The organism is Rothia sp. P7181 (genome assembly GCF_048513015.1).
Taxonomy (GTDB): domain Bacteria; phylum Actinomycetota; class Actinomycetes; order Actinomycetales; family Micrococcaceae; genus Rothia.
Map to the genome: position 1 here is coordinate 1 of NZ_JBLXXZ010000020.1, position 17,561 is coordinate 17,561.

The 17,561-nt window shown below is 45.9% G+C and carries 16 protein-coding genes; 3 read left to right on the forward strand and 13 right to left on the reverse strand.

Going from position 1 to position 17,561, the window contains the following annotated elements:
* Positions 1-210: 210 nt before the first annotated feature.
* Positions 211-1,605, reverse strand: a complete 1,395-nt coding sequence (locus tag ACN08Z_RS08055) for a dipeptidase (protein ID WP_419104008.1) — start codon at positions 1,603-1,605, stop codon at positions 211-213.
* 57 nt (positions 1,606-1,662) lie between these two features.
* On the opposite strand from ACN08Z_RS08055, the gene ACN08Z_RS08060 reads away from it, so the two are divergent.
* Positions 1,663-2,265, forward strand: a complete 603-nt coding sequence (locus ACN08Z_RS08060) for a DUF3043 domain-containing protein (protein ID WP_419104009.1) — start codon at positions 1,663-1,665, stop codon at positions 2,263-2,265.
* Positions 2,266-2,333: 68 nt separating this feature from the next.
* On the opposite strand, the gene ACN08Z_RS08065 is transcribed toward ACN08Z_RS08060, so the two are convergent.
* The 12 genes from ACN08Z_RS08065 to hrcA all read right to left on the reverse strand — a co-directional run bounded on the left by ACN08Z_RS08065 (position 2,334) and on the right by hrcA (position 15,943).
* Positions 2,334-3,416: a quinone-dependent dihydroorotate dehydrogenase gene (locus ACN08Z_RS08065; RefSeq protein WP_419104010.1), complete on the reverse strand. Its 1,083-nt coding sequence runs from the start codon at positions 3,414-3,416 to the stop codon at positions 2,334-2,336.
* A 66-nt stretch (positions 3,417-3,482) separates the two neighbouring features.
* A complete protein-coding gene (locus tag ACN08Z_RS08070) occupies positions 3,483-4,259 on the reverse strand; it encodes an isoprenyl transferase (RefSeq protein WP_419104011.1) in 777 nt (258 codons plus the stop codon).
* 2 nt (positions 4,260-4,261) lie between these two features.
* A complete protein-coding gene (gene recO, locus ACN08Z_RS08075; RefSeq protein ID WP_419104012.1) occupies positions 4,262-5,038 on the reverse strand; it encodes a DNA repair protein RecO in 777 nt (258 codons plus the stop codon).
* Positions 5,039-5,124: 86 nt separating this feature from the next.
* On the reverse strand, positions 5,125-6,864 hold the full coding sequence (gene leuA, locus ACN08Z_RS08080) for a 2-isopropylmalate synthase (RefSeq protein WP_419104013.1): 1,740 nt from the start codon (positions 6,862-6,864) through the stop codon (positions 5,125-5,127).
* A gap of 257 nt (positions 6,865-7,121) precedes the next feature.
* Positions 7,122-8,618 (reverse strand): LCP family protein, encoded by a 1,497-nt coding sequence (locus ACN08Z_RS08085; RefSeq protein WP_419104014.1) that lies wholly within the window; start codon positions 8,616-8,618, stop codon positions 7,122-7,124.
* 110 nt (positions 8,619-8,728) lie between these two features.
* A complete protein-coding gene (locus tag ACN08Z_RS08090) occupies positions 8,729-9,841 on the reverse strand; it encodes a GTPase Era (RefSeq protein WP_419104015.1) in 1,113 nt (370 codons plus the stop codon).
* A 67-nt stretch (positions 9,842-9,908) separates the two neighbouring features.
* Positions 9,909-11,225 carry a hemolysin family protein gene (locus tag ACN08Z_RS08095; protein ID WP_419104016.1) on the reverse strand — a complete coding sequence of 439 codons (1,317 nt, stop codon included), beginning with the start codon at positions 11,223-11,225 and terminating at the stop codon, positions 9,909-9,911.
* 4 nt (positions 11,226-11,229) lie between these two features.
* Positions 11,230-11,736: an rRNA maturation RNase YbeY gene (gene ybeY / locus ACN08Z_RS08100; RefSeq protein WP_419104017.1), complete on the reverse strand. Its 507-nt coding sequence runs from the start codon at positions 11,734-11,736 to the stop codon at positions 11,230-11,232.
* The gene (locus tag ACN08Z_RS08105; protein ID WP_419104023.1) at positions 11,736-12,755 is read right to left on the reverse strand and encodes a PhoH family protein; all 1,020 of its coding nucleotides are present in this window, start codon (positions 12,753-12,755) and stop codon (positions 11,736-11,738) included. The genes ybeY and ACN08Z_RS08105 overlap by 1 nt, the downstream gene beginning before the upstream one ends.
* A 205-nt stretch (positions 12,756-12,960) precedes the next feature.
* Positions 12,961-13,722: a 16S rRNA (uracil(1498)-N(3))-methyltransferase gene (locus tag ACN08Z_RS08110; RefSeq protein WP_419104018.1), complete on the reverse strand. Its 762-nt coding sequence runs from the start codon at positions 13,720-13,722 to the stop codon at positions 12,961-12,963.
* Between the two features lie 18 nt (positions 13,723-13,740).
* Positions 13,741-14,865: a molecular chaperone DnaJ gene (dnaJ, locus tag ACN08Z_RS08115; RefSeq protein ID WP_419104019.1), complete on the reverse strand. Its 1,125-nt coding sequence runs from the start codon at positions 14,863-14,865 to the stop codon at positions 13,741-13,743.
* A gap of 67 nt (positions 14,866-14,932) precedes the next feature.
* Positions 14,933-15,943, reverse strand: coding sequence for a heat-inducible transcriptional repressor HrcA (gene hrcA, locus ACN08Z_RS08120; protein WP_419104020.1), 1,011 nt, complete (start codon positions 15,941-15,943; stop codon positions 14,933-14,935).
* Positions 15,944-16,068: 125 nt separating this feature from the next.
* Between hrcA and ACN08Z_RS08125 the strand changes: the two genes are divergently transcribed.
* Both ACN08Z_RS08125 and ACN08Z_RS08130 read left to right on the forward strand, forming a co-directional pair.
* The gene (locus ACN08Z_RS08125) at positions 16,069-16,932 is read left to right on the forward strand and encodes a DUF3097 family protein (protein WP_419104021.1); all 864 of its coding nucleotides are present in this window, start codon (positions 16,069-16,071) and stop codon (positions 16,930-16,932) included.
* Between the two features lie 202 nt (positions 16,933-17,134).
* On the forward strand, positions 17,135-17,506 hold the full coding sequence (locus tag ACN08Z_RS08130) for a DUF4870 domain-containing protein (protein WP_419104022.1): 372 nt from the start codon (positions 17,135-17,137) through the stop codon (positions 17,504-17,506).
* Positions 17,507-17,561: the final 55 nt, after the last annotated feature.

Consider the following 17,561-nt stretch of genomic DNA (forward strand, 5'->3'; position numbering starts at 1 on the left):
TGCGACGTCAGTCAGATTGACTCCGTGTGTGGGAGTATCAGTGGTTACTGTTTCGGTCATTACCAATTCCTTCTCTTATGGATTTAGCCTGCAAGAGCAAACTAAAGGTATGTGTTACTCAATATCCTAGAACAAAAATACCCTTATCAGTATTTCCTGAAGCTCTAACGTGTTGAGAGACATGCTTTAGTGTAAGAAAGTGCAATAGCTTTATTGGCTAAGGTGACTAATAATGAGCGCTTCAGCCAAAATGGCACGCTCAAAATCGGGAAGATATAGAGACTCATTTGCGCTGTGAGCGCGGGTATCTGGGTCTTCAATTCCGGTAATCAGAATATGAGCCTCAGGGAAGACCTCTTTGAGGTCTGCAATAAACGGGATAGAACCGCCCATACCTGTTTGTACGGGCTCAACATCCCAAGCGCTGTGCATTGCAGCTAAAGCAAGCTCAACGCTGTCTTCTGTTGGGTCTGCACTGAAAGGCTGACCACTATCTGATGCCGTATATCGAACTTCTGCACCCCACGGAACATGCTTAAGTAAGTGCTCTTCAAGTTTCTGGTGCGCTTCTTGAGGGTTTTGTCCCGGTGCGAGTCTCATGCTGAGCATTGCTCGGGAGGTTGCCGCAATAGTGTTAGAAGACTCGGCTACTGATGGGATATCCATGCCAATAATGGAGATAGCTGGCTGCGCCCATAGGCGTGAGGTGATGCTTCCTTCTCCTGCAAGAGTTACTGAATCAAGGATTCCTGAGTCTTGACGGAAGTCTGCTTCTGGATATTCAACCTCAGGTTCAGGTGCATAAGTTAAACCTTCAACTGCTACTGAACCTTTACTATCGTGTAGTGTGCTCAACAAGCGAACTAAAACAGTATGAGCATCCAACATCGGGCCACCAAACATGCCAGAATGAACAGCATGATCACCCACACGAACTTCCACCGACCCGCTGGCAACACCACGTAAGCCCGTCGTCAAAGCAGGAACACCCGCACGCCAATTCGCCGAGTCAGCAACCACAATCACATCGCTAGCCAACTTCTGTCGATACTTCTGAATAAACGACGTAAAACTCGGCGAACCAGCTTCTTCCTCTCCCTCAATAAAGAGAGTCACTCCAGCTAAAAACTGTTCACCAAGTACCTCGCTCACAGCACGAAACGCAGACAAGTGAGCCATAACGCCAGCTTTATCGTCAGCTGCCCCGCGACCATACAACCGGTCACCTTTGCGAGTAGCCACAAAAGGCTCAGTATCCCAAAGTGCACAATCACCAACCGGCTGAACATCGTGATGGGCATAAAGCAAAATGGTGGGATACCCCTCAGCAGCAGGCTTCGTTGCAACAACAGCAGGCATGCCCCCTTTTTGATCAGGCCCATATGAGGCGCTAAGAATCTCTACCTCTGGAAAACCAGCAGCTAAAGCTAACTCCTTGACCTTCTGAGCGCTACGAGTAACCTCAGAAAGATCAAAACTTTCCCACGCAATAGATGGGATAGCAACAAGATCTGTCAACCCTTGAAGAGTCTGCTCAAAATCCTGACCAATCTTCTCTTGAAGAGCCTGACGATACGGAAAACTAAACTTTGATTCAATACTCATAGATATAACATTACGCGGTTATGAGCGTTCTTGCAGATTCTCCGATATTCTTAGAGAGTGTTTGGACGTAAAAAGAAATCTAGTGAACAAGAGCCCCTGGTAGAAGAAACCACGGTAGCTCCCAATGAAGACCCCCAAAACCCGCATTACACTGCACCCAAAGGGCGACCAACCCCTTCTCGAAAAGAACGAGAAGCAGCACGGAAAAAACCTCTCATACCGGCTGATAGAAAAGCCGCGAAACAAGCAGAGCGAGAAGCTATCCGTGAACAACGCCTACGCGAAAACAGAGCAATGCACACCGGCGAAGAACGGTATCTACCAGCACGAGATAAAGGACCTCAACGTCGCTATATTCGTGACTATGTAGACGCCCGATTCAACATTGGTGACTTCATGATTCTTGCTGTCATCTTTATCTTCGTTCTGGGGCTATTTACCCCTCAACTACGCTTTATCTCCACTGCTCTTATGTGGCTATTCATCCTCATCTGGGCATTCGACAGCTGGATGATGTGGCGTAAATTGAAGAAGAAACTCCTCGAAAAATTTTCAGACATCGAACCAGGAAGTGCATTCTATGCGGTCAATCGTGTCTTGATGATTCGACGCTTCCGCCTACCGAAGCCACAGGTTAAACGCGGAGAATACCCACGATAAAAAACCTATAAAAATATTCCGTGTTCGTTTACTTTCTAGTAAACGAACACGGAATATTTTTATATATATCAAGAGCGTAAAGCCAATAAATCCTTATTAATACGGTGAGCCCACAATGGCCCCTCATACAAGAACGCAGTGTACCCCTGAACTAAATCAGCTCCAGCATCCAAACGTTCCTGAACGTCCTGAGCATCAGTAACTCCACCCACTGCAATAATCGACAAACGCTCACCCACATATTCTTTGAGCAAACGAATAACCTCTAACGACCGAGGCTTAAGAGGTCGGCCCGAAAGACCTCCCTCACCACAAGCTGCAACTTCTTCTGCAGAAGAAACCAAGCCTAGATTCTCTCGAGCGATAGTCGTATTGGTCGCGATAATTCCGTCAAGCCCTAAATCAACAGCTAACTGTGCAATATCTTTAATATCTTCATCCGCAAGATCCGGAGCAATCTTCACCGCCAAGGGAACTCGACGAGAAGAGACAACCTTATCAGCCTCAGCTCGAACAACTTCAAGTAACGGACGTAAAGACTCCACCGACTGCAAAGAACGCAACCCCGGAGTATTCGGAGAGCTAACATTGACAACTAAATAATCAGCCTGTGGCGCCAACGTACGCGTACTAATCTTATAATCTTCTAAAGCGTCCTCTAAAGGTACAACTTTTGTCTTTCCAATATTGACCCCCACAATAGGCCGCACCTGCTGAGAATCATATTCAGCATCAATATCAGCTCTAGCACTAGCAATACGAGGACCTACCGCAGCGGCACCATCATTATTAAATCCCATGCGGTTAACCACCGCATAATCCTTGACTAAACGGAAAAGACGCTGAGGAGGATTTCCCGGTTGAGGCTGAGCTGTAACTGTCCCCACTTCAACGTGGCCAAAACCTAAATCAGCTAAAGCATTAATAGCTCGAGCCTCTTTATCAAAACCAGCAGCTAACCCAAACGGAGAAGGAAAATCTAAACCCATGACGGTGGTCCTCAACCGCGGGTCAGGACGCAAAACTCGACGTCCCAAACGAGTAAGCCCCGAAGCTCTGAGGAACCGAATACCCCAATACCCCACCCTATGGGCTTTCTCTGCGTCCATAGGGACAAAAATAACTTTGAATAAGGCAGGATAAATCCTCATAGCACCCTCTTTATCATCAGCAATACAACGCTACAACAATTCTAACGTTTCAAAAAAATTTAATGACTAACGCCCCGCAACTTGATCTACCGCACCACCATAACGACGATCACGACGAGCATACTGCTCAACAGCATCCCACAGCACCAAACGGTCGACATCTGGCCACAACACATCAAGAAATACCAGTTCAGCGTAAGCACTTTGCCACAACAAGAAATTTGACGTACGCAACTCCCCCGAAGACCGAAGAAACAAATCAACATCAGGTACTTCTGGCTGATACAAATACCGCGATAACATCTTCTCATTCACAGAATGCGGTTTAACCACCCCTGCAGCAACATCTTGAGCAAGAGCTTGAGCAGCGTCTGCAATCTCAGCACGCCCACCATAATTGACACACATAACTAACGTGCATACCGTATTATTTTTTGTCTGCTCCTGACAATACTCCAACTGACGGATAACAGATTTCCAAAGCTTTGGCTTACGTCCAGCCCACAGAACCCGAACACCCCACGACTGCAAAGTATCTAACTGACGAGTCAAAACTTCCGTCACAAAACGCATGATAAAACTGACTTCATCAATACTGCGACGCCAATTCTCTGTAGAAAAAGCATAAGCAGAAACGTACGGAATGCCCATCTCAATAGCACCAGCAACCACATCAACAAGAGAATGCTCCCCTGCTTTATGCCCCTCATTACGAGGCAAGCCACGCTGATTAGCCCAACGCCCATTACCGTCCATCACCACCGCAACATGACGCGGAATAAACTGACGCGGAATCTTCGGAGGAACAGCCCCAGAAGGATGCGGATCAGGAAAAACAGGCATAACTATATATCCTTTTTCAACAGAGAGAATGATTTAAGAGGTTTCTCTAAATGCCATTGTACGTACCCAGAGACAAAAGAAAAGGCAGCATAAGATAACAACTCAGTATCTAACTGAGCTAACTTATCCCACTGAGAACGACTCACAAACATCAAATACTGACGAACATCCTCTGGCATCACAAAAACTTTAGAATGAACAATAGAACGACTACACACCTTACATACAGCACCATATTCTGGCGAAAACCGCCACGGACCCCCACAACCATCACAAATAGCACAAGAATCTAGCGAAAAACCCCAGCCAGCATACCCTAATGCACGGAGCACATAAGAGTTAAGAACATCATAAGGACGAAGACGCTCTTGAGCTAAAGCAGACAAAGCACCAGCCAAAAGAAGAAAATGAGACTCAACACCCTCACCTTCAAAAGAGGTTAACGCCTCAGCAACCTCGCTCAAAACAGAAGCAACAATATAGGAAGAATAATTCCCCATAATTGCACCTGTATAAGCACGCCGAGTCTGAACCTGCGTCACCGTCGATAAATTTTTACCTGACCGTAAAGACACATCAACGTACATAAAAGGCTCAAGCCGACCGCCAAAAGCAGAACGTCCTTTACGTACTCCACGAGCCACAGCATGAACCACACCATGCGAACGGGTCAAGAGAATAATAATACGGTCGCTCTCCCCCAAAACTTGGGTCCTCAATACTAATGCCTGGTCCGTATACGAACGAGAGGTTGAAGATACCGTACTCACAACGACCATTATCTCACATCCCCAAAAGAACAACAGAAAACCGGTACAAGAACTCCTCAAGTTCTTGTACCGGTTTCCAACAGCGTCAAAAAGACCTAGCTCTCTTCACGCAAAGCACGGTTCACCGCAGAAGTAAGAGCCTTTAACGAAGACCACGTCGTTGACGAGTCAATACCGATACCCCATAACACACGATTGCCAACAGCTGCCTCAATATAGCTAGCAGCCTGAGCCTCTGACGTTGAAGATAACGTATGCTCAGAATAATCAAGCACCCTCAAATCAACACCTTCAGACTGGAAAATAGACTGCATCGCATGAATAGGTCCGTTACCCGTACCAACTCGTTCAAAACGGCGACCAGCAACATTCAACCCCACACGCAAGGTCGTCACACCACCGGCTTGAGACTCTACAACCATGGAATCCAAATAGAATCTTCCCCAACGTTGAGCAGTATCATGATGAGGTAAATACTCATCATTAAAAATCCTCCAAAGATTCTCAGACGTAACTTCGCCACCCTCAGCATCCGTCTGAGCCTGAACAATCGACGAAAACTCAATCTGCGCACGGCGAGGTAAGTCTAAACCAAAATCTTTCTTCATAAGATAAGCGACCCCACCCTTACCAGACTGAGAATTTACACGAATAACAGCCTCATAACTACGGCCAACATCTCGCGGGTCAATCGGAAGATACGGAACCTCCCACACCAAATCGTCAATGCTCTTTCCTTGCTGCTGAGCAGCCTTCTCCATTGCTTCAAAACCCTTTTTAATAGCGTCCTGATGAGAACCAGAAAAAGCCGTGAAAACGAGGTCGCCACCATATGGAGAACGCTCATGTACCGGAAGCTGATTACAATACTCAACGGTACGACGAACCTCATCAATTTGAGAAAAATCAATCTTAGGGTCAATTCCTTGCGTAAACAGGTTTAACCCTAAAGTAACTAAATCGACGTTACCGGTGCGCTCGCCATTGCCGAACAGGCACCCTTCAATACGGTCTGCCCCAGCAAGATACCCAAGTTCTGCCGCCGCAACTCCTGTTCCTCGATCATTGTGAGGGTGCAAAGACAAAATGACGTGTTCTCGATGTTCAAGATGTCGGCTCATCCACTCAACAGAATCGGCATATACATTCGGAGTTGCCATCTCTACTGTTGCTGGAAGGTTGATAATGACTTCGCGCCCAGGTCCAATACCTAACTCGTTGGTTACGGCATTGCAGACTCGTACCGCATACTCTAATTCAGTGCCAGTAAAAGATTCTGGTGAATACTCATAGGTGATTTCTGCGCAAGAAGCGTATTGTTCCTCATATTTCATACACAAGCGTGCACCGTTAAGGGCAATGTCTAAGATGCCGTCTTGATCTTGATTAAAAACAACCTTACGCTGCAAAACAGACGTAGAATTATAAAAATGAACAATGGCTCGTTGAGCCCCTGCAAGAGCCTCAAAAGTCCGTTCGATAAGATGCTCGCGGCACTGCACTAACACCTGAATCGTGACATCCTCAGGGATATGTCCACCTTCAATCAGGGTACGAACAAAATTAAAATCGGTTTGCGAAGCAGACGGGAAACCTACCTCAATTTCCTTATAACCCATCCTCACAAGTAGCTTAAACATTGCTAGTTTACGTTCGCTATCCATGGGATCGATAAGTGCCTGATTACCATCTCGTAAATCGACAGCGCACCAACGTGGTGCCTGCGTTGCAACCTTATGTGGCCACGTTCTATCAGGTAAGTCAACAGCAATCTTTTCAGAAAAAGGGCGGTACTTATGTACCGGCATGGGGGAAGGTTTTTGAAAATTTTTCATGGTGTATGATGCCTTAGCTTGAAGAAAAAAGAAAGACCGGAGACAACGAACTCCGTAACGACTATCCGATCTTGTCAATACTGAATTTTAGGGGTCGTTACGGCAACTAAGGAGAAAATAAAAAATATGTATCACCTCTTGAACGTACCACGAGAGTGAAAATCCTCAAGAAAACAACTCTCCCCCATTCCAATATATGAAAAGGGTGTGTAGCTTTATGACAAAGCTACACACCCTTAACGCCTTACAGCATGCACCTAGTATTCATAGGATTGCTGGCACTTCACCTGATCAGCAGTTTGACCAGAAGCGTCACCTGCAATAGACGTTTCTTTCTGCGAAAGAACATCCCCCGATGTGAAATCCTGACCAATCACTACAGTCACAGCATCATAAGAAGCTGATCCTTCAACCACCGTAATACCGAGTTTTTGAGCAATCTGCTGAGCTTGTCCCGCGTAACCAGCTGGATAATATACCGCTGAAGCCGCGTATTCAGTATCAGAATGTTCTGCCGTAATATGTGAATATCCCAAGGAAGCGACCACTTTTTCAATATCCTGTTCACGATGTTCAGCACCTGAAGCATTAAGCACCGTAATCGGAGCAGAATAATCTAAAGAGACCTGCTCCTCAGCTGCCTGCTCAGGTTCTTGAGTCTCTTCTGTTGGTGCTTGTTCCGGAGCAGGAGCAGACTTATCTGTTAGCCCGCGATCCTCGCGAAGACGTTCAAAGAGATCTTCTGCAGAAGGTGCTAACTGCAACTTGTTTGCATCATAAAGATAAGGCTCATTCGGAACGGTAGCGAACACTACCTTGCTCAAATCAATAGACGCAAACATCGCACCAATATTTACAAGAGTTGCCGGGTTTGTTAGCCCCTTATCTACCGTAACGTTTTGTGTAACAGCCTCAGCAATATTAAATAGCTGAGTAGGATTAGTCAGTGTACCTTCTGATTTAACTTTACGGAGAAGGGAAGCAAGGAAACTCTGCTGAGCGGCGATTCGACTCGTATCACTGCCATCACTATAACCATGGCGAGAACGCAAAAATGCTAGAGCCTGTTCTCCCTCTACTGATGAAACACCCGCAGGCAACTTCAACCCACTATAGGAATCATCAATAGCCTGAGTCACACACACCTGAACACCGCCAACAACATGAGAAAGAGCCTTCACCGCATTAAAATCAACAAGCATAAAATGATCAATATTAATACCGGTCAAAGAACTAATGGTCGCTACCGTGCAACCAGGTCCACCATGATTGAGCGATTCATTAATCTGTAATCCAGAAGCAGCTGGGTAAACCATCCCCGTTATTGGGCTTGTACACTTCGGAATATCAACGATGAGGTCTCGAGGAAAAGAAATAACTGACACGTCCTGACGATTTTGGCTGACCTGAACCAACATCATTACGTCTGAACGAGCCCCTGAATTAGCATCCTCTAAACTGCCGTACGCTGCATTATTACCAGCACGTGTGTCTGAACCAATCACCAGAATATCCAACGGCCCATCACTGAGACTTCCACTAGCATATTCGCCAATATTTAATGAAGCCGTGTGGACGTTAGTACGCAACCTCAGAAGATTAACTCCTGCTACTGCCACGATGAAGAGAAACACCCCGACGCAGGACAACGCAATCCACCGGTAACGATGAGAACGTACCGGCTCTTGACGCATATGTCGACCAAACCCTACAAGACGATTCGGATCCGAAGAGTTCTGCTTTGGGTGTGTCACTGATTCTCCCATCAGAAAATGCTAAAAGTAATACTTTGGTTAATATCTATACGATCACTATTTAAGACCTGAGAAGATGTCTAACGGTGACGTACCGAGTATTTAGAATTTTAGAACCCGAGTCTTCCGAGTGCGCGAGGGTCACGTTGCCAATCTTTTGCAACCTTCACATGAATATCTAGATACACCTTAGTGCCCAATAATGCTTCAATATTCTTACGGGACTCTGCACCAATTTCTCTGAGTCGAGAACCACCTTTACCAATAATAATTGCTTTTTGAGAAGGTCGTTCAACGAAAAGATTGACATGAATATCGACTAGCGGATTATTCTCCGGCCGTCCTTCACGCGGCTGCATTTCTTCGACAGTAACTGCTACTGAGTGAGGTAGCTCGTCTCGTACTCCTTCAAGTGCAGCCTCACGAATGAGTTCGGCGACAAGGGTAACTTCTGGCTCATCTGTAAGTTCACCTTCAGGGTATAAAGGTGGCGAATCAGGTAAGAAAGTCGAAAAAAGCTCTGCTAACTGATTAACCTGATAATCTTTTACCGCTGAAACCGGAATAATTGAAGCCCATCCGCCTTTGCCATCAACAACAGGGGTGTTGAACGGTTCGCCTTCTCCCTGACGACGTGCTTTTTCACGTTGTGCAGCAGGGCCAGTATCCTTACGGAAGGGAAGATTCTTCACAGTATTTTTCTGACGAGAAGCCTTTGCCTGCCGCTGAGCACGCTGCGCACGTTGGGCGCGTTCTGCACTCATCACTTCTTCGCCTAATGCCTGAACAGCAAGAAGGTGTTCTGCAAGTTCTGCTGAAGAAACCTTATCGACTTTAGTCACAATAGCTACGATTGGCTTATGACCTGCAGCTGCAATTTGAGAAGCAATATAGCGGTCACCTGGGCCAATTTTTTCATCAGCCGGAATGCAAAAGCCAATAACATCAACTTCAGAAAGCGTCTGAGCAACCATATCATTCAAACGCTCACCTAAAAGAGTGCGAGGACGGTGTAATCCGGGTGTATCAACAAGGATTAACTGAAAATTGTCCTGATGAACTATTCCACGAATCGTATGACGAGTCGTCTGCGGACGGTTCGATGTAATAGCAATCTTTTGGCCTACAAGCGCATTCGTCAACGTAGACTTACCAGCGTTTGGGCGCCCAACAAGAACCGCGAAACCTGCAGAAAAATCTTCCGGAAAAGTGGAAAGCTCCACACATACTCCCTTATTCAATAAATATAACTATTCTCTATACTCTACCGCGATAAAAGACAAGCCACAGCTAAATGTTCCTGTGCCCTGCCCCTAAATCTCCTTGAGAACTACTTGATATGTTGTCTGCGGACTTTTCACCATCGGCAGCCCAGACCAATAATGTGCCAATTTGGTTACGGCGACCACGAGCACCAATAGCGCGGATACCGATACCGTTAACTACGACTTGGCTACCGATAATAGGAACTTTGCCAAGGTATTTAGAAAGTAAACCTCCGGCAGTGTCTACCTCTTCATCATCAAGTTCAATATCAAAAAGTTCTCCTAATTCTTCAACACTAAGACGAGAACTAATCTTGAAACTTCCATCTGGTTCAGCTTTAATCTCAGGTGTTTCTTGATCATATTCATCAGAAATATCACCAACAAGTTCCTCAATGAGATCTTCGAGGGTGACCAGACCAGCAGTACCACCATACTCATCAACAACGATGGCTACATGTGTAGATTCTCGTTGCATCTGACGTAACAAGTCCATGACTCGTTTAGATTCTGGCTCAAACCGAGCAGGACGTAAAAGCGAAGCAACGGTGTGTGTAGATGAGTTATTTTGATTTTCTACCGTTGCCTCAACCACATCTTTGAGATATAGGAAACCTTGGATATCATCAAAATCTTCACCTAAAACGGGCATTCGAGAATATCCAGAACGCAAGAAAAGATTGATGGCATCTTCTAAGGTCTCATCAATGTCCATAGTGACCATATCAGTGCGCGGAACCATCACCGAACGAATACGCGTCTCATCCAACTCAAAAATAGAGTGAACCATCTGTGCTTCTTCATTTTCAATGGTTGATTGAGTACTAGCTCGATCAACGAACTCTTTTAACTCATCTTCGGTGAAGTATCCTGCACGAGTGGGTTCATTCTCAGAATCTTTATGACGTTGAATCACCGAATTTGGTAAAGGCCCCAATACGAAACGTAAGAAATACACCACTGGATAAAAACGGCGAACATACAACTCAGGGTGTGTACGTCCTGACTTCTGTGGCGCCACGGTAAAGAAGAAATAACTGACCGCAGACATCACAAGCCCTGTAAGCAACGCGCTAATCCAGACGGCATCCCATAATAGTTGTAATACTGTAAACGCTGCCACTACTGCAAATGTTTCAAAAATGCCACGCCAAAGCCGAATAGAGAAAATGTATGGGTCAAGAAAATCAGCAATTGCAGCAAGTTTATTGGTTCCTCGTTCTTTACTGAGGTGCTCCATCTCGGTAGAAGGAAGATATGTAAATGCGGTCTCTACTGCGCGTAGTACGTATGCACAGCCAATAAAACATATCAGTAAGACAGGAAGAAGAAAGAAAGCCATAAGTTTAATACCGTGTTTCTACAGGTGCAGGACGTCCCAAAAATGCTTCGAGAATGGAACGCTGAAGAGCGAACATTTCTGCTTCTTCTTCAGCGTTTGCATGATCATACCCGAGACAATGCAAGATTCCGTGTACCGTTAGCAGGCACATCTCGTCAATAGTACTGTGTCCAGCTTGCTGACCTTGGCGGGCAGCTACTGGTGGGCACAAAACAATATCTCCTAAAACGCCAACTGTAAGATTTTCTGCCGTTCCAACGCTGAGTTCATCCATTGGAAAAGACATGACATCTGTCGGTCCAGGAAGATCCATCCACTCAAGATGGATACGCTCCATCTCTGCTTCACCAACCACAGCTATCGAAAGCTCTGTATCTTCTGAGATATGTAAACGTTCAAACGTATGGTGTACTAAATCTGTAATTGTCTTCTGGTCAAAAGACGCAAAAGATTCTCTTGTCCACGTATCAGCAGAATCGTCAAGGAGTTCAATATCAAAATCAATGGGCATTAGCTATCCTTTTCTGCCTCAAAACCAGTTTTCTCTAGAAGCTTTTCTGCAGCTGCTTCAATAGTCTGACGTTTAACCTTACGTTGACGTTTGCGTTCCATAGCGGTTTTATCTTCATCCCAACGGTTATACGCAGAAACAATATCTGAAACTAAGGCATGACGTACCACGTCTGTTGCATCAAGAATTGAGAAGCTAATATCATCAATGCCTTCGAGGATTTGACGTATCTGACGTAAACCAGATGCTTGCCCATGAGGTAAATCAATCTGAGTAATATCGCCCGTAACCACGATCTTTGACCCAAATCCTAGACGGGTGAGAAACATTTTCATCTGCTCAACAGTAGTATTTTGGGCTTCGTCTAAGATGATGAAGGCGTCGTTGAGCGTACGCCCACGCATATAGGCTAAGGGCGCAACCTCAATGGTTCCAGCTTCCATGAGCCGAGGAATAGATTCGGGATCTAACATATCGTGTAGCGCATCGTACAGTGGGCGCAGATAGGGGTCGATTTTATCGTTGAGTGAGCCTGGCAAAAAGCCTAATCGCTCCCCTGCCTCAACTGCTGGTCGAGTCAAAATAATGCGATTCACTTCTTTAGCTTGTAAAGCTTGAACAGCTTTAGCCATTGCGAGGTACGTTTTACCAGTACCAGCTGGGCCGATACCAAAAATAACGGTATTGTCGTCGATAGAATCTACATATTTCTTCTGGTTAATTGTTTTCGGGCGAATGCTCTTGCCACGTGAGCTGAGAATATTATGAGACATCGCAATAGCAGGGCTTGCAAGCTCTTGTGAAAGCATTCCTATAATCCGTGAAATAACCTCAGCTGTGATAGGGACAGACTGTTGACTGAGATGACGCAACTCCCCTAAGAGACGAATAACGGTCGTTACAAGTTCAGAATTTCCGGTAATCACCACATCTAAGTTCTTAGGCTGAATTGTGATGCCGGGGAACTTCTCTTCTAATAGTGTCAAAAAACTATCTGAGGGACCCAGCACAGAGACCATCTCATCATCAGAGGTGAAAGAAAATGTGCGTACGACAGATAACGGGCGATCTTGATGGGGGTGTATTGCGCTGATAGGGTTTTCTTGCACGGGTGCTCCTTAAACTCCACTGGTCAATAGTCTATCGGGGTGCTGGTCTTCTGCGGAGTATGAAGCCAACGAAAAATACTTCTTCCTGAGAGGGAAAATATTTTTGAGAATGCTTCTACCATGCCCTTGAAAGTGTATTAATCACGCAAAGTGCGGCACTTCCTGCAGTAGAGGACCGTAAGACGTGTTCCCCTAAGAGGCAAACTGTTGCACCAGCGTTTTCAAATGCTTCAAGTTCTTGCGCAGATATGCCGCCTTCTGGCCCCACTACGAGATAGATACGTTGTGGTAGGTTTTCTGAATCGTTGAGATATCGGGTCAGTGAGAGTGTTCCTTGTTCATGCAAAATAATAGCTAATGCCCCCTGCGCAATTTCTTCGGTTAGGTATTTAGCTAGCTCACGTGAGGATACTAAATTCTCAATCTGAGGGACCCAGCTACGTCGTGCTTGCTTTGCTGCAGCGCGGACAATGTTGCTCCATTTTGCGTGTGCTTTTGCTGCTCGTTCTTTTTTCCATCGGACAATAGAACGGTCAGCACTCCATGGAATGACTCCCCCAATACCTAGTTCTGTGGCTGTTTCTATAGCCAATATATCTCTGTCTTGTTTAGCTAATGCTTGAACCAGAATAATTTCAGTTGATAGCTCTTCGCGCACGATAGTGTCTACGCGAACTTCTAACCCATCATCGAGATAGGACGCCACCTCTGCGTGGGCTCGTATGCCTCTCCCATCCGCGAGGTCTATGGCCTCACCTATTTCTAAACGTTTCACGACTTTAGCATGATGCCCTTCGACCCCCTGCACGGCGATAAGTTGCCCAGGAGTTGCTGATTGAAGTTCATCAGAGGAAACATAGAAAATAGGTGAGGTCACAGAATATCCTTTGTACTTTTAGCGGTCGAAGCGTTCTTTAAAACGTGAGAAGAAACCGTGCTTCTCTCGGACTGTTTCACTAATTTTGAGATCTTCTTGACGACTATGAGCAAATTGCTGAAGCATTTCGCGTTGCTCTTCTGTCAAGTTTGTGGGTGTTTTGACCTGAACATGGACTTTGAGTGAGCCGCGGTCTGCCCGATCAAAGCGAGTGACGCCTAAGCCTTTCAGAGTGACAATATCTCCAGATTGAGTACCCGGTTTAATAGTTACTACTTGTGGACCATCAAAAGTTTCTAAGGTTACTTCAGTGCCGAGAGCAGCTGCCGCCATGCTAATAGCGATGGTGGCATGTAAGTCATCATTTTCGCGGGTAAAAGTGTCGTGTTGATTGACGCGAAGATCCACATAGAGGTCTCCTGCTGGTCCGCCTGCTGTACCAGCCTCACCATAACCAGCTAGACGCATACGCGCGCCTGAAGAAACACCAGCCGGAATTTTAATGGTGATGGGCTTCCGTTCTCGGACTCGTCCTTCACCGTAACATTCTGGGCAGGGGCTTTGAATAACAGTCCCGAAAGTATTACAAGATGGGCACGCGACAGGCTGTACTACAGTTCCAAGGATAGATTGAACTTGTCGTTGCATATATCCTTGTCCGCGGCAGGTATCACAGGTGACAGGGGCTGTTCCTTCAGCGCAACCGTCACCATCACATTTTTCGCAGGTTACTGCGGTATCAACGGTAATAGGTTTTTCTGCACCAAATACGGCGTCTTCAAGGTTGATACGAACCGTAATGCGAGCGTCTTGACCCTGACGTGTTCGGCTCGTAGGTCCCTGTTGCGGTTGGTTAAAGAAGGTCTCAAAAATATCCGAGAACCCACCGAACCCTCCGAAGTTTGCTCCCCCGAAACCACCTTGTGCCTGTCCGTTTTCGTTTCCGGTTTGGTCATAAATACGTCGTTTATCCGGGTCTGAGAGAACATCGTGGGCATGGGATACGCGCTTGAACTCTTCGGCGGCTTCTGCTGAAGGGTTAATATCAGGGTGAAGCTGGCGGGCTTTTTTACGGTATGCCTTTTTAATTTCTTCGGGGCTTGCATCAGGGGAAACACCTAATGTTTCATAGTGACTGCTCACTCACATCATCCTTATCGTGTGTTGCTATGTGTTGAAAGTATTTTGTAGAAATTCTAGTCGTTGAGAACTAACTACCCAAAATTTTTGAAAGATATTTTGCTACAGCTCGTACCGCTGCGGTACTGCCCGCATAGTCCATTCTGGTTGGTCCAACAACCCCAAGCTTAGCGGTACAACTAGGCGAGCTATATACGGAAGTCACGATAGACGTCTCGGCAAGAGGCGCCGCGCTATTTTCTGTGCCAATACGCACAGCGTATCCTCGTGGGTCTTGAGCCATCTCAGCTAGTAAGTGCAACATTGTTACTTGCTCTTCTAAAGCTTCTAAGATAGGGGCGATACTAGTACTAAAATCTTCTGTCGATTGCGCCAAATATGACGTTCCAGCAATCAGAAGTTTTGAGGTGTCCCGTGGGGATAGCAACTGCCCTAGAGCGTCAAGAACACCATTTTCTAAGCTATGAGGGGCATGATGAGATGAAGAGAACGATGATAAGAGAGCTCGCGCAACATGGTATTTCTGTTGCTGACATTTTTCGATGAGTCGAGTTCGAAGCAACTCAAGCTCTTCTTCCCTATACCGTTCAACCTGCGCTAGTCGTTGGGTGAGCTGCCCAGAGTTGCTAATCAACATTACCGTTACATGATGTTCTCCAACAGGTATCAGCTCAATATGTCGCACAACATCTTCTGGTGCTGAAGGATATTGCAGGATAGCAACTTGCTGAGTGAGCTGTGACAGTATTTTAACTGTCTGTGCAAGTATTTCGTCGATGCTGTCATAAGAATCTAAAAGACGATGAATCGCTCGTTTTTGTGCAGCTGAAAGAGGGCGAGGGTTAGAAAGCTCGTCCACGAAGAAACGATACCCTTTTTCTGTGGGAATACGTCCCGCGCTCGAATGCGGTGCTGAGATAAGACCCTGCTCTTCAAGGATAGACATATCGTTACGAACCGTGGCGCTAGAAACGCCTAAATGATGGCGTTCGATGAGCGCTTTAGACCCCACCGGCTCGCGGAAACTGATATAGTCCTCAACGATTGCTTGGAGGATCTTATGCTGACGAGATTGCGTCACGGAACCTACCTTGAAATAGAGAGAAATTAGCACTACTGCACTTTAAGTGCCAATGTAACTGTAGTACTGAAACCTATCAAAACCCTAGCGCGTACGCTCAGGGCTAATGGAATAAAATACTTACTATGGAAAATTACTATGCGTGGGGTGCTCAAGAACTCAACCAACTACACCAAAGAAGGCAACCAGAGATACAAGAAGTTCATCTGGTTCAAGGAATGCTCCTTGAAGACGTTCATAGTGGTTGGGTTGGGATTGCTAAAACGTATGAGCGTATCGGCGCTGAAGGCATGGTGGGATTAGAAGATTATCGAGGAAAAATTAAAACTTTTCCCTTGGGCTTTGGGTTTCTTCTTGAAGGGACTCCTGTCAAAGTCCTACCACCTCGCGCAAAGAATACTCGTAGTGTCCCAAAAATTAGTCGTTCGGGATCTATTGCTGTAGAGAACGCACCTGCTCAAGTTGCCCGCGCCTCACGTATCTGGGTTGAAGGTATCCACGATGCAGAACTGGTTGAAAAAGTGTGGGGACATGATTTGCGTGTTGAAGGTATTGTGGTGGAACCGTTACACGGTATCGATGACTTGCCTGATGCTGTTCGTGAGTTTTGCCCTGCACCGCACCGACGATTAGGTGTTCTTGTTGACCATCTAGTAGAAGGTTCTAAAGAAAGCCACATTGTGGCTCAGACATTACAGATACCTGGTGCTAGGAATAACGTGCAGATTGTTGGACATCCTTTTGTTGATATTTGGCAGGCTGTACGTCCTCAACGACTAGGAATAAAAAAATGGCCAGTTATTCCTCGTGAAGAAGAATGGAAAAAAGGTGTACTCAAAAGGCTAGGGTTGCCCTGCGCGAGTCAAGAAGATGTTGCTCAGGCATGGAAAAAGATTCTAGGACGAGTGAACTCTTATCAAGATTTAGAACCTACTCTGTTAGCTCCGGTTGAACAATTAATCGATTTTCTGATGGAATCACCTGAGTAAAGGTTCAGCTGTGCTAAAGGTCTCGACTAAAGTGAAGAAAAAGATTACAAAAGTTCTTCTAGATTGAACACATCAGACCTAGAATGGATTGTAATCTTTTATCTCGTAATCATTTAGCCTGTCTCGCAACTTTTAGAAGAGTGAGTGTTTTTTGAAAACTGTTGTATCCCCTGACTCTAAGTTTGAGGGTTCATCCACACCTATGAACAAGTTAACGGTCCAGCAGGATCGCAACATCGCAACCCTCGCCCACTTTGGAGGTGTCATTGGTTGCATCCCCTCGGGTATTATTCTTTACCTCTACCGAGGACGCGGACCTTTCGCCGAACAAGAAGCTCGTGAAGCATTTAATTTCACCCTCTTGCCTTCTATCGTCATCGTGTTTTCGGTACTTTTTGCTGGAACACCTAAAATTGGTTGGCTATTTGGCCTCATCGCAGCATTGACGTGGACGTACCTTGCTGTCATGTCTTTACGTGCTGGAATTAAAGTCAACCGCTCTAACCCTTACCAATATAAATTCAATACTTTTCTCTTTGAACGCATTCTCTCACTGACAGAGAAGAAAAAATAATCCTGTCAAAAATAAACTGTGGGTGGTGTGGCTCGGGTTTAAACGCTGGACCACC

What these genes read in the sequence shown, in the direction of transcription:
- ACN08Z_RS08065 (WP_419104010.1), bottom strand. Translation starts at nt 3,416, where the DNA reads ATGAGGATTTATCCTGCCTTATTCAAAGTTATTTTTGTCCCTATGGAC.
- ACN08Z_RS08125 (WP_419104021.1), top strand. Translation starts at nt 16,069, where the DNA reads ATGGAAAATTACTATGCGTGGGGTGCTCAAGAACTCAACCAACTACAC.
- ACN08Z_RS08105 (WP_419104023.1), bottom strand. Translation starts at nt 12,755, where the DNA reads ATGGTCTCTGTGCTGGGTCCCTCAGATAGTTTTTTGACACTATTAGAA.
- ACN08Z_RS08055 (WP_419104008.1), bottom strand. Translation starts at nt 1,605, where the DNA reads ATGAGTATTGAATCAAAGTTTAGTTTTCCGTATCGTCAGGCTCTTCAA.
- leuA (WP_419104013.1), bottom strand. Translation starts at nt 6,864, where the DNA reads ATGAAAAATTTTCAAAAACCTTCCCCCATGCCGGTACATAAGTACCGC.
- ybeY (WP_419104017.1), bottom strand. Translation starts at nt 11,736, where the DNA reads ATGCCCATTGATTTTGATATTGAACTCCTTGACGATTCTGCTGATACG.
- recO (WP_419104012.1), bottom strand. Translation starts at nt 5,038, where the DNA reads ATGGTCGTTGTGAGTACGGTATCTTCAACCTCTCGTTCGTATACGGAC.
- ACN08Z_RS08070 (WP_419104011.1), bottom strand. Translation starts at nt 4,259, where the DNA reads ATGCCTGTTTTTCCTGATCCGCATCCTTCTGGGGCTGTTCCTCCGAAG.
- ACN08Z_RS08095 (WP_419104016.1), bottom strand. Translation starts at nt 11,225, where the DNA reads ATGGCTTTCTTTCTTCTTCCTGTCTTACTGATATGTTTTATTGGCTGT.
- ACN08Z_RS08130 (WP_419104022.1), top strand. Translation starts at nt 17,135, where the DNA reads ATGAACAAGTTAACGGTCCAGCAGGATCGCAACATCGCAACCCTCGCC.